Annotated in this window: 10 protein-coding genes; 5 read left to right on the forward strand and 5 right to left on the reverse strand. The window is 70.4% G+C overall.

Annotation, left to right across the window (positions count from 1 at the left end):
- Positions 1-54: 54 nt before the first annotated feature.
- Both ACQW02_RS14280 and ACQW02_RS14285 read right to left on the reverse strand, forming a co-directional pair.
- Entirely contained in the window at positions 55-1,014 is a 960-nt protein-coding gene (locus ACQW02_RS14280) for an alpha-ketoacid dehydrogenase subunit beta (RefSeq protein WP_431280580.1), read from the reverse strand.
- A complete protein-coding gene (locus ACQW02_RS14285; RefSeq protein ID WP_431280581.1) occupies positions 1,011-1,973 on the reverse strand; it encodes a thiamine pyrophosphate-dependent dehydrogenase E1 component subunit alpha in 963 nt (320 codons plus the stop codon). Before ACQW02_RS14285 ends, ACQW02_RS14280 begins: the two co-directional genes overlap by 4 nt.
- Before the next feature lie 65 nt (positions 1,974-2,038).
- Here ACQW02_RS14285 and ACQW02_RS14290 point away from each other — a divergent pair, with 65 nt between their 5' ends.
- From ACQW02_RS14290 to ACQW02_RS14305, 4 genes are all read left to right on the forward strand, one after another.
- Entirely contained in the window at positions 2,039-2,809 is a 771-nt protein-coding gene (locus ACQW02_RS14290; protein ID WP_431280582.1) for a hypothetical protein, read from the forward strand.
- The gene (locus ACQW02_RS14295; protein WP_431280583.1) at positions 2,809-4,542 is read left to right on the forward strand and encodes a thiamine pyrophosphate-binding protein; all 1,734 of its coding nucleotides are present in this window, start codon (positions 2,809-2,811) and stop codon (positions 4,540-4,542) included. The genes ACQW02_RS14290 and ACQW02_RS14295 overlap by 1 nt, the downstream gene beginning before the upstream one ends.
- A gap of 73 nt (positions 4,543-4,615) precedes the next feature.
- The gene (locus ACQW02_RS14300; protein WP_431280584.1) at positions 4,616-6,247 is read left to right on the forward strand and encodes an FMN-binding glutamate synthase family protein; all 1,632 of its coding nucleotides are present in this window, start codon (positions 4,616-4,618) and stop codon (positions 6,245-6,247) included.
- Positions 6,247-7,794: an AMP-binding protein gene (locus ACQW02_RS14305; RefSeq protein WP_431280585.1), complete on the forward strand. Its 1,548-nt coding sequence runs from the start codon at positions 6,247-6,249 to the stop codon at positions 7,792-7,794. Before ACQW02_RS14300 ends, ACQW02_RS14305 begins: the two co-directional genes overlap by 1 nt.
- On the opposite strand, the gene ACQW02_RS14310 is transcribed toward ACQW02_RS14305, so the two are convergent.
- From ACQW02_RS14310 to ACQW02_RS14320, 3 genes are read right to left on the reverse strand one after another with little or no spacing between them, the layout of a single operon-like run.
- The gene (locus ACQW02_RS14310) at positions 7,772-8,620 is read right to left on the reverse strand and encodes a metallophosphoesterase (protein WP_431280586.1); all 849 of its coding nucleotides are present in this window, start codon (positions 8,618-8,620) and stop codon (positions 7,772-7,774) included. The genes ACQW02_RS14305 and ACQW02_RS14310 overlap by 23 nt on opposite strands.
- A gap of 59 nt (positions 8,621-8,679) precedes the next feature.
- On the reverse strand, positions 8,680-9,921 hold the full coding sequence (locus tag ACQW02_RS14315) for a DUF2336 domain-containing protein (RefSeq protein WP_431280587.1): 1,242 nt from the start codon (positions 9,919-9,921) through the stop codon (positions 8,680-8,682).
- Positions 9,918-11,432, reverse strand: a complete 1,515-nt coding sequence (locus ACQW02_RS14320; RefSeq protein ID WP_431280588.1) for a diguanylate cyclase domain-containing protein — start codon at positions 11,430-11,432, stop codon at positions 9,918-9,920. The genes ACQW02_RS14315 and ACQW02_RS14320 overlap by 4 nt, the downstream gene beginning before the upstream one ends.
- A 162-nt stretch (positions 11,433-11,594) precedes the next feature.
- Here ACQW02_RS14320 and dapD point away from each other — a divergent pair, with 162 nt between their 5' ends.
- Positions 11,595-12,431, forward strand: a complete 837-nt coding sequence (dapD, locus tag ACQW02_RS14325) for a 2,3,4,5-tetrahydropyridine-2,6-dicarboxylate N-succinyltransferase (protein ID WP_431280589.1) — start codon at positions 11,595-11,597, stop codon at positions 12,429-12,431.

Consider the following 12,431-nt stretch of genomic DNA (forward strand, 5'->3'; position numbering starts at 1 on the left):
CCCTCTTGTTTGCCCGTTTTCCGGGCGATTGGGGTTAGGATGCGGGGGCGGGGCTCAGCGGGCAAGCAGGCGATCGGCGGCGGCGACGATCTTGGCGGGGGTGACCTTGATCGCATCCTCCAGCGGCGGGGAGAACGGCAGCGGCACGCGCGGCATGCCGCAGCGGCCGAGCCGCACCCCGGGCGTGGTTTCGGCGATGCGGGCGATGATCTCGGCGCCGAAGCCGCCGGCCTCCACCGCCTCATGCGCCACCAGCAGGCGGCCGGTGCGTTGGGCGCTGGCGGTCACCGCGGCCTCGTCCCAGGGCCAGAGGCTGCGCAGGTCCAGTACTTCGGCGGTGATGCCGCGTGTGGCCAGGGTTTCGGCGGCCTGAACGACGGCCGGCATCAGGGCCGACCAGGAGACGATGGTCAGGTCATCGCCGCCCCGGACGCGGCGCGCCGCGCCAAACGGGATGGGGTCGATGGTGGCGGGGACCTCGCCCTCCAGCCCGAACAGGTTTTTGGGGTCGAAGAACAGCACCGGATCGTCGCTGCGGATCGCCGCGACCAGGAGCCCGGCGGCATCGGCGGGCGTGGAGGGTGCGACCACCACCACGCCAGGCAGATGCGCGAACCAGGCTTCCAGCACCTGGCTGTGCTGGGCAGCGCTGTTGCGCCACAGCCCATGCGGCATACGCACCACGACCGAAGGCCGTGCCTGGCCGCCGAACATGTAGCGGATCTTTGCGATCTGGTTCACCAGCTCGTCCATCGCGCACATGACGAAGTCGAAGATCCGCATCTCGATGATCGGCCGGGTGCCGACCAGCGCGGCGCCGAGACCCGCGCCCATGATGACGGATTCGCTGATTGGCGTGGACACCACGCGATCCGTGCCGAATTTTTCCGCGAAGCCGCGATATTGGCCGAAGAGGCCGCCACGCGCGACATCCTCGCCCAGCACCCAGACGCGCGGATCGCGTTCCATTTCCTGCCACGCGGCCAGGCGCAGGGCTTCCACCAGGGTCGTCATGCGCCGAGGACATCCGAATAGGCGGTGGCGGGGTCGGGCCATGGTGCGGCCAAGGCGGCGGTGCGGGCCGATTGCATTTCCGCCAGCGCCGCGGCGCGAATGGCGGCAAGATCGGCGGCGGAGGCAATGCCTTCCGCGAGCAGGCGGGCTTCCAGCCGGGCGATGGGTTCGCCCTGTTTGCCTGCCGCGACCTCGTCGGCTGGGCGCCAGGCGGCGGCATCGGTGCTGGTGTGGCCGGTGTGGCGGTAGGTGGTGGCGTGCAGCAGCCGGGGTCCGGCGCCGCTGCGCACCTCCGCCACCAGCCGGGCGGCCAGGGCATCGACGGCGGCGACGTCATTGCCATCGACGGTCGCGGCGGGCACGCCGAGCGCCTCGGACCTTGCCACCACGCCGGCGCCAGCCGTGACGTCGCGGGCGGCGGTGAATGCGGCGACCTGATTGTCCTCGCAGACAAAGAGCACGGGCAGGCGATAGAGCGCGGCCCAGTTCAGTCCCTCAAGGAACGGGCCGCGATTGATGGCGCCGTCGCCGAAGAAACAGACGGCAATGCTGTCCTGGCCCAACAACTTGATGCCTTGGGCGGCGCCCACGGCGATCGGGATGCCGCCCGCGACGACGCCATTGGCGCCGAGCATGCCGACGGAAAAATCGGCGATATGCATGGACCCGCCCTTGCCGCCGCAATGCCCGCCGGCGCGGCCGAACAATTCCTCCATCATACCGGCGACACCGGCGCCCTTGGCCAGGGCATGGCCGTGGCCGCGGTGGTTCGACGTGATGCGGTCGTCGCGGCGCAGGTTGAGGCAGATTCCGGCGGCAACACCTTCCTGCCCGATCGAGACGTGGAGGGGGCCCGGGATATCGCCGGCCTTGTGGGCGGCCAACGCGGTTTCCTCAAAGGCGCGGATGCGGCACATGCTGCGATGCAGCGCGAGCCATTGCCCGGCATTGGATGTCATTTTGCTGTCTCCCCCGCTTGCGAGCATGCCGTTGCCGGCGCAGGAATCAAGCCGTGGAGAGAAACGTGGCCCTCATTCTGGACAGTGTGACGCATCTGGGCGCCGAGGCGCGCGGATGCGTGGCGCTGTGTGCGAGCCATGGCGGCATCTATGCCGCCGGCTATGCTGCGATGCGGGGTGTGGCGGCGGTGCTGCTGCACGATGCCGGCATCGGCCGCGAGCGCGCCGGAGTCGCGGGGCTGGACACGCTGACCATCCCCGCCGCGGCCTGCGGCGATGCGCCGATCGGCGATGGCGCGGCCATGATGGCGCGCGGGACGCTGTCGGTGGTGAATGCGGCCGCGGCGCGGCTTGGCCTGCATCCGGGGATGCGGTGCGCGGATGCGCTGGCACTATTGGTGGCGGCCGACCTGCCCCCTGCCCCGCCGCAGCCGCCGATGCAGGAGGCCCGACACCGGCTGCTGGAACGCGGTGGCGTCACGGTCTGGGGGCTTGATTCCAACGGGCTGGTGGTGCCGTCGGACATCGGTCACATCATCGTCACGGGTAGCCATGGCGCGCTGTTGGGCGGGCGGCCGGAGACGGCGGTGAAGTATCCGGTGCGGGCCGCGATCTACAATGATGCCGGCGGGGATGCGTCGCGCTTGCCGGTGCTGGATGACCGGGGGATCGCGGGCGCCGTGGTGTCGTGCTTCTCGGCGCGCATCGGCGATGCGCTGTCGATCTGGAACGATGGCTATGTCTCCGCCGTCAACCGCACCGCCGCGGCGAAGGGGGGGCTGGTCGGCCAGTCCTGTCGCGAGATTGTCGATCTGCTTTTGGATGGGAAGACCTGATGCCTGCTGCGAATGCGACCCGCACCATGACCGGTGGCGAGGCGATGGCCGAGATGCTGCGCCTGCACGAAACCGGCCCCATGTTCGGCATGGGCGGGTTTCAACTGCTGCCCTTCTATGACGCCTGCCGCAGGCTTGGCCTGAAGCATTACCTGATCAACGACGAACGCTGCGGCGCCTTTGCGGCCGATGCCTATGCGCGGGTGACCAACCGCCCGGGTGTGGCCGACGGGACGCTTGGGCCGGGTGCCACGAACCTCGCGACCGGCATGGCTGAGGCATTCAACGCCGGCATGCCGATGATCTGCATCACCGGCGACACCAACCGGGAGTTCTCCTGGAAGAACATGACGCAGGAAGCGCGGCAGTTGGAGGTGTTGAAGCCCCTGGCCAAGGAAATCATCCGCATCGAGGTGATGAAGCGCATCCCCGAGGCGTTCCGGCGTGCTTTTGCTGTCGCCAATTCCGGCCGCCCTGGGCCCGTGGTGATCGACGTGCCGGAGGACATCGCCCATGGCAGCTTCGATTTCGATGTCACGGATTTCTGGGTCGATCCAGGCACGCTAAAAGCCCAGGCGCGCCGGACGCGCCCCGATGCCGACGGCATCACCGCCGCCGCGGCCCTGCTGTCGCGCGCCGAACGCCCGCTGATCCTGGCGGGCGGTGGGGTGCATATCTCGGAAGCCTATGGCGCGCTGCTGGATCTGGCCGAGGCTGAGGGCATTCCCGTCGCCCATACCATGTCGGGCAAGGGTGCCATCGCCTGCACCCATCCGCTGAGCGCGGGGTTGTTCGGCCGCTACGACCGGATCGCCAATGCGATGATCGCCGAAAGCGACTGCCTGCTGGTTGTCGGCTGCAAGCTGGGCGAGATCGCGACCAAGCGGTTTTCGCTGTTCAACGCCGGCACACCGCTCATCCACCTGGACGTGTCGGCGGAGGAGATCGGCCGCACCACCCGGGCGGATGTGGCACTGGTCGGCGACGCGCGCTGCGGCCTGGCGGATTTGCGCGCGGCCCTGGATGGCGGTGCCGCGCGGCGGAAAACCTGGGCCGGATCGGTGCCCGGCCGCATGGACGCGTGGCGCGAAAGCGCGCGTGAAAAGCTCGAAGCGACCGAACGCCCGATCAACATCGGCCGGTTGATGGGCGAGTTGAACCGCGTTCTGCCGGCCGATGCCGTGCTGGTCGCCGATGGCGGCTTCGCCGGGCATTGGGGCGGGTTGCTGTTCGACACCAAGCAGGCAGGCCGAGGCTTTGTCGCGGATCGGGGTTTCGCCAGCATCGGCTATGGCGTGCCGGGTGGCATCGGCGCGCAACTGGGTGTCGGGGCCGGGCGTCGCGTGGTGTCGATGACTGGCGATGGCGGCTTCAACATGAGCCTGGGCGACCTGGAAACCGCCCGCCGCGTGGGGGCGCCGATTGTCGTCTGTGTGTTCAACAACGCGGCCTCGGGCTACGTGAAGGCGTTGCAGCATGCGGTCTATGGGCCGGGGGCGTACCAGTCCTCCGACCTGGTCGAGATGGATTATGCCGCGATCGCGAATGCCATGGGCTGCAAGGGCATTCGCGTCGAGGATCCGGAGCAATTGGCCGATGCGCTGCGTGCGGGCCTGGCCAATACCGCGACGCCGACCGTGCTCGACATCATCGTGACGCGCGACCCGGCCCGCATGTTGCCGGCGGCCGACAACCGGACGCTGAAGGTCGAGAAGGGCGATCGCCCAGTGTGAATTCATCGTGGCGCCTCTACACAGGGCTGGCTGGCCCGGACCAGATTGACCCGACAGGAGGACCGCCCGCGCCATGCACCCCATCATGCTTGCCCTGACGCCACGCTACATCACCCTGACCCTGGCCGTGCTGCTGACACTCGTCTGCGCGGCGGTGCTGCTGGCGGGCGGGCATGGGGTGGCCTGGGTCGGCCTGGTGGTCGGCGGCGGGTTGAGCGCCCTGGGCTTCCGCGACCTGTTCAACACGCGCCATGCGATCCTGCGCAGCTATCCCATCTCGGCGCATCTGCGCTTCCTGATGGAAAGCATCCGCCCCGAGATGCGGCAGTATTTCTTCGAGGATGAGAAGACCGGCGCGCCCTTCAGCCGCGACAAGCGGGCGCTGATCTACCAGCGGTCCAAGATGCAGTTGGACAAGCGGCCTTTTGGTACGCAATACGATGTCTATGGCGATGGCTTCGAATGGCTGCATCATTCCATCGCCGCCCGGGCGCCGGACCGCACGCCGTTCCGGCTGACGATCGGCGGGGCGGATTGCACGCAGCCCTATGATGCCTCGGTGTTCAACATCTCGGCGATGAGCTTTGGGTCGATGTCGGCCAATGCCATCGTGGCGCTGAACACGGGGGCCAAGCGCGGCAACTTCGCGCATGACACAGGCGAAGGCGGCTATAGCCAGCATCACGCCATCGCCGGTGGCGACATCATCTGGGAAATCGGATCGGGCTATTTTGGCGCCCGCAACGCGGATGGCAGCTTTTCGGCCGAACGCTTCGCCGCCACGGCATCGGCGTCGCAGATCAAGATGGTCGAGTTGAAGCTCAGCCAGGGTGCCAAGCCTGGCCATGGCGGCGTGTTGCCGGGGGCCAAGGTCAGCGCCGAAATCGCCGCGACGCGCGGCGTGCCGATGGGCCAGGATTGCATCTCGCCATCCTGGCACACGGCTTTCTCCACGCCGGTCGAAATGATGCATTTCATCGCGCAGATGCGCCGCCTGTCGGGCGGCAAGCCGGCCGGGTTCAAGCTCTGCGTCGGGCATCCGTGGGAATTCCTTGCGATCTGCAAGGCCATGCTGGCGACCGGCATCACCCCCGACTTCATCGTGGTGGATGGCAAGGAAGGCGGCACGGGGGCGGCGCCGCTGGAATTCATGGACCACCTGGGCATGCCGCTGCGGGAGGGCCTGTCCTTCGTCCACAATGCGCTGATCGGCATCGGCCTGCGCGACAAGGTCAAGATCGGCGCCAGCGGCAAGATCGCGACCGGCTTCGACATCGCGCGGGCCTTTGCCCTGGGTGCCGACTGGTGCAATTCGGCGCGCGGATTCATGTTCTCGCTGGGCTGCATCCAGTCGCTGTCCTGCCATACCGATCGCTGCCCGACCGGCGTCGCGACGCAGGACCCGACCCGCGCCCGCGCGCTGGTCGTGCCCGACAAGGCGACGCGCGTGTTCCAATATCACGAGGCGACGCTGGAGGCCCTGGCCGAACTCGTCGCGGCGGCCGGGCTGGAACACCCGTCGCAACTGCGCGCCGATCATATCGAGCGCCGGGTGTCGCAGCACCAGACACGCAGCTTCGCCGACCTCTATCCGCGCCTGGCCACGGGCGCCTTGCTGCGCGGCACCGAGGATCCGCGCTTTGCCAGGGCCTGGGAATTGGCCGATGCGCAGTCCTTCGCGCCGCGGCGCGAATTGGTGGATTGATGCGGGCGGCCAACCTCGGGCGGTTGCTGACGCAGACGGCGCGCCGCCTGCCGGACGCGCCCGGGTTGGTCTGGCGCGACAAGACCTGGTCCTGGTCGGAGATCGATGCGCGGGTCGATCGCCTGGCAGCGGTGCTGCGGGCGGCGGGGGTGATGCCCGGCGATCGCGTGCTGGTGCATAGCCGCAACACCCATGCGATGTTCGAAAGCCTCTGGGCCTGCTTCAAGACCGGCGCGGTCTGGGTGCCGACGAACTACCGCCTGACGCCGGCCGAGGTCGCGATCCTGGCCGCCGACAGCCGCCCCGTCGCCATGCTGCGCGACACGGGGTTTTCCGCGCATGCCGATGTCGTGCCGACAGCGCGGCTGGTGCTGGCGGTCGGCGATGCACGCCCGCATGAAACCGACTACGAAACCGCACTGGCCGCGGCGACCCCACCGCCGCCTGATCATGAGCAGGCCGTGGCGCCGGATGATCCGTGCTGGTTCTTCTTCACCAGCGGCACCACGGGGCGGCCCAAGGCCGCGGTGCTGACCCATGCCCAGATGGGCTTTGTGGTCACCAACCATCTGGCCGACCTGATGCCGGGGCTGACCGAAGCGGGCGCGTCGCTGGTGGTCGCACCCCTGTCGCATGGTGCCGGCATCCACGCCCTGGCCAATGTCGCGCGCGGCGCGAAAAGCATCCTGATGCCGGGCGAAAAACTGGATGTGGCCGAGGCCTGGCGCCTGGTCGCCGCGCATCGCGTGACGAACATGTTCACCGTGCCGACCATCCTGACCGCCCTGACCGATGGCGCGCCGCCGGATGCGGAGGCCTCCAGCCTGCGCCACGTCATCTACGCCGGCGCGCCGATGTATCGCGCCGACCAGGATCGCGCCCGTCGCGTGCTGGGGCATGCGATGACGCAGTATTTCGGCCTCGGCGAGGTCACCGGCAACATCACCGTGCTGCGCCCCGACCAGCATGATGTGGCACCCGGCAGTTGCGGCGTGCCGCGCACGGGCATGGAGGTCGCGATCCTGGATGCCGACGGCACCCGCCTGCCGCCGGACAGCACCGGCGAAATCTGCGTTCGCGGCCCGGCCGTTTTCGCCGGGTATTTCGAGAATGAGGCGGCGAACCAGAAGGCTTTTGCCGGTGGCTGGTTCCACACTGGCGACCTCGGGCACCTCGATGCGCGTGGCTTCCTGTTCATCACGGGTCGTGGGTCGGACATGTATATCTCCGGCGGCAGCAACGTGTATCCGCGTGAGGTCGAGGAAGCCCTGCTGCTGCATCCCGCCGTCGCGGCCTGCGCCGTCGTCGGGCTGCCGCATCCGAAGTGGGGTGAGGCCGGGGTCGCCTGCGTCGTGCTGCGCGGCGCCGCGACCGAAGCGGATCTGCTGGCGCATCTCTACGGCCTGGTCGCGCGCTACAAGCAGCCGTTGCGGGTGGTCGCCTGGCCGGATCTGCCCATGTCGGGCTACGGCAAGGTGCCCAAGGCGCTGGTCAAGGCTCGGTTGGCGGAGGAAGGCGTCGGCTTCACGCCACCTCCACCAGCGTAATCTCCGGCGGCACGCCGAAGCGCACCGGCAGTCCGGAACAGCCCAGCCCGCCCGAGACGACCAGGCTGCGACCTTCTTCCCGCACCAGCCCATAGGCGTAGCGATTGCCGAAGGCGGAGGGCACGCGCGGCGACCAGCCCGCCAGGCGCAATTGGCCGCCATGGGTATGGCCTGACACCTGCAAGGCGAAACGCGGGGTGGCGCGGGCGAAGACGTCCGGTTCATGCGCCATCAGGATCGCCGGCGCGTCATCGGTGATCGCGGCCAGGGTGCGCCCCACGTCATCCGCCCCGCGGCGGCCGAAGGCGAGTTGGCTGTCCAGCCCCGCCAGCCAGAACCCGTCGCTGCCATCCCGCAGCCGCACCGCCCCATTGCGCAGCACCCCGATCCCGACGGCACCCAGGGCCGCGACCGTGGCCGGCGGACGGAGCCGATTGGCCATGGGGTCGTCCCACCAGTCGTGATTGCCGAGCACGGCATGCACGCCGAGCGGCGCCCGCAACCGGCCGAGCAGGCCGGCAAAACTCGCCAAAGGGACCGCCCGCGTCACGAAGCGCGCCTGCGACCCCAAATCGCCCAGCACGAGCGTCAGGTCGGGGTCGAGTGCATTCGCCTGCCTGACGATTTCGGCGACGCGCAGGGCCGGCATCACCGGCTCCCCGGCATGGATGTCCGACAGGATGACGATGCGCAGCGGCGCGCGGCCGCGCCATTCCGGCAGGATCGGGCGATGCGCCGCCACGGTCAGCCGCATCGAGGGTTCCGCCCAGCCGGCATAGGCGGCGCCCGAAAGCCCCAGGCCGCCCAGCAAGACGCTTCGCCGCATGATCATGCGTTGCGGTTAGCACGGCTTGCGCGCCGCGCTCCCCGTGTTTTTGCAACCTGCTACCCCGCGCGCTGGCCCAGCATGTCGACGTGCCAGCGCATTTCGGCCAGGGCCAGGGGCCAGGCGCCATCCGGGGCGGCGTGGATCACCTCATCCGGCGGCAGGCGGGCCAGGATGGCCTGGACCACCGCGGCGCAGCGCGGCGACAACCCGGCGCGCCAGGACAGCGACATCAGCGCCTTGGCATTCCGCATCGTCATGGCGCGATCGACGATCTCGGGCGGGACATCGGCGTGCTGGATCAGCATCTCCCGGCAGGCGACAGCATCCCCGGCGGCAGCCGCGCGCAAGAAAGTGGATTCGGCGATGTCCTGCGGGTTGGCCATGCCATGCACCAGGTGCCGGCCATGCGCGGGGTCGGGCAGGCCGGCGCGCTTGGCGACCAGGCCGATGGCGACCCGGCGGTGCAACTCCTCCCGCGTCGCGGGGTCCAGGTCGATGCGGTCGGCCAGTTGCGCCAGCAGGTCGCGCGCGACGCAATCGGCCAGCAGGCGGATCGCGGCCGGCGGTAGTCGCGGGCGGGCGACCAGCGGCGCGTGCCAGGCGACCCGCCCGGCTGGGTCCGCGGCGGCCTGCGCGGCCAGCGTGTCCAGCGTCGCTTCCCGGATCGCGGCCGATGGATTGGCCAGCAGCGCCGCCACGGCCGGGGTATCGGCGGTCGCGGCGATGGCGTCGCATACGGCCTCGGCCAGGGATGGGCGGCGGGCGATGGCGGTCAGGGTCTCGGGCGTCGGGGGGGCGCTGACCAGGGCCAGCAGGTCGCCGTCCGTCAGCAGGGGGGATGCCCGCAGCACCGGCCCGCTGACCGTCACCGCCGCGTCCCGCGCCAGGGTCACGATCAGCCCGCGCTGCGCCTGATCGACCAGCCCCGCGGCCGCATCGGCGATCACCGCGCGGACACCGACGGCGGCATCCTCGGCCAACAGGCAGAGCGTATCCCAGGCCAGCCGCGCCAGGCGGTCGTGCCGCGCCGGGGACAGGCCGGGTGCCAGGGAGCCGAGCCTGCGTGCCAGGACCACCCGCACGGCCTCATTCTCATCCGCGCCGAGCAGGCGGTTGGCCTGGGCCGGCGTGGCGGGGTTGGCCGCGACCGCGGCGCGGACCGCCGGCACCGGGTCGGCGGCCAGGAAGTAGAGCATTTCGGGCCGCGCATCGGGGTCGGCCGCCAGCACGGCACGGGCCATCTCCGCACCGTCGCGGGCGACACGCCGGGCGGTTTCGTAGTCCAGGGTCGCGATCATCGTTCCGGGTTCCCTCGTCCGAAGCGTCCTGCTTCCCAATGGCCGGCGTCGCGGCCATCCACCGCTGGATCCGGTGCCGAATCCGATGCCGGATCCAACGCTGGGGCCAGGGCCACTTCCCAGCAGGCGCGGCCGCGCCGCTTGGCGGCATACATGGCGGCATCGGCGCGCGACAGGATCGCGGCCGCATCCTCGGCCGCGTGGGTCGCGACCATGGCGATCCCGATCGACATGGTCAGCGGCTTGCCGGGCACGCCGATGTCGCGCAATTCGCGCGCGGCGATGCCCAGCAGCACCTGCGCGCGCATCGCCGCCACGTCGTCGTCCGCACCCTCCAGCCAGGCGGCGAATTCGTCGCCGCCCAGGCGCCCGACATGGTCCGATGGCCGTAACCCATCCCGCACCAGGGCCGCGACCAGGCGCAGGGCGGCATCGCCGGCGGCATGGCCGCGCTGGTCGTTCACCGGCTTGAAATTGTCGAGGTCGAGGAAGATCAGCGCCCCGATCGGGCGATCCGCGCGCGTGGCGCGGGCAAGCCGCCGTTCCAGCCCCTCCATGAAGGCGCGGCGGTTCAAGAGCCCGGTCAGCGGATCGGTCCCAGCCTCACGCTCCAGCGCGTGGGCGCGCCATTCGGCGGCCAGGGTCGGGCGCATCCGGTCGGCGATGCCTTCCAGCATGTGGCGGTCGTCGTCGTCCCAGTCGCGCGCGCCCGGTGCGCGCAGCGCCAGCAGCACGGGCCGCCGGTCGTCGCGCCCGTTCAGGGCCAGCAGCGCCAGCGGCCCCGCGCCCACTGGCTGCAGGTAGCGGCTGGCCCCGGGCGGCATGGCCGCCGCCAGGGCCAGCAATTCATCGGGCAAGGTGCCGGCCAGGTGCGCCGTCACCGGCACGTCCCGCGCCTCACCCAGGTCGACCACGGCCGCCGCCGCCAGCCCCAGGCAGTCGCGCAGCCCCTCCAGCCAGGCCTGGACCCGGCCCCGGGGGTCGACGATGGCGCCGGCGCGGGCCGCGACATGGTCCCGTGCCTCAAGCCGGCGCAGCGCGCGGGCGGCGTCGGCGGCGACGGTTTCTTCCGCCGTCACGTCGCGGGCGGTCGCGCGCAGCCCGATCACCTGGCCGGCGGCATCATGCAGGGCGGCGGCGGCCAGCAGCAGGCAGGCGGGCGTGCCATCCGCCCGGCGCCCCCAGGCGCGCAGATCCCGCACCGCCTGGCCCGTCGGCAGGCGCCATGGGTCCGGCAGGTCGCAGAGGCTGACCGAGGGCTCACCGATCAAATGGTCCGCGACATGGCCCAGCACCGATTCGGGGGCGAGGAAGGTCAGGACCCCCTCGGCATCGGCCTCGATCACCACATCGGCCGCGAGCAGGGCCGCATCGCGCCAGCGGTTGCGCGATTCCAGCAGGGCGCGGCGCAGCGCGGCCTCGGTCGGGGTTGGGGCCGGGGTTGGGCCTTCCGCCGTATGCGCGCCGCGCCTGTGGTGACCGCGGTGGTCGTCCGGCGATGGGGGGGGCATCAAATCCATCCGCGCATTCCACCAGCCCCGGATGAATGCACGGTGAATGGCGCGCCCGGCCCCGGCGCGGGGGGCAAAGGCGTTGACAGCCCGGCACCCCGACCGGATAGCAGGCGCCTTGCGATCCTTCGCTCCCCTCCCCCCGACCGAGACCGCCGCCCGATGGACATGACCTCTCTCGCCGCCACCATCACAGCCCTGTGGGAACGCCGCGCCGAGGTGACCCCGGCCACCACGGGCGAGGACCGCGTGGCGGTCGAGGCCGCGCTGGCCCTGCTCGACAGCGGCGATGCCCGGGTCGCCGAGCCGACGGCCACCGGCTGGGTCGTGCACCAGTGGCTGAAGCAGGCGGTGCTGCTGTCGTTCCGCCTGGAAGACAACACGCTGCGCGCCCACGAAGGCGCCGGCGCCTGGGACAAGGTGCCGATGAAGTGGGATGGCTGGGACGCCCGCCACTTCCGCACCGCCGGGTTCCGCGCCGTGCCGGGCGCGATCGCGCGCCGGTCGGCCTTCATTGCCCCCAATGTCGTGCTGATGCCGTCCTTCGTGAACGTCGGCGCCTATGTCGGTGAGAACACGATGGTGGACACCTGGGCCACCGTCGGATCCTGCGCCCAGATCGGCAAGAACTGCCATCTGTCGGGCGGCGTCGGGATCGGCGGCGTGCTGGAGCCCTTGCAGGCGAACCCGACCATCATCGAGGACGATTGCTTCGTCGGCGCCCGCAGTGAAGTGGTGGAGGGCGTGATCGTCGAACGCGGCAGCGTGCTGTCGATGGGCGTGTTCCTCTCGGCGACCACCAAGATCATCGATCGCGCGACGGGCGAGATCTTCGTCGGCCGGGTTCCCGCCTATTCGGTGGTCGTGCCTGGCTCGCTGCCCGGCAAGGCCTTGCCGGATGGCAGCCCGGGGCCGAGCCTCTACTGCGCCGTCATCGTCAAGCGCGTGGATGCGCAGACCCGCGCCAAGACCAGCATCAACGACCTGCTGCGCGACTGA

This window comes from Humitalea sp. 24SJ18S-53, from assembly GCF_050632385.1.
Taxonomy (GTDB): Bacteria; Pseudomonadota; Alphaproteobacteria; order Acetobacterales; family Acetobacteraceae; genus Humitalea.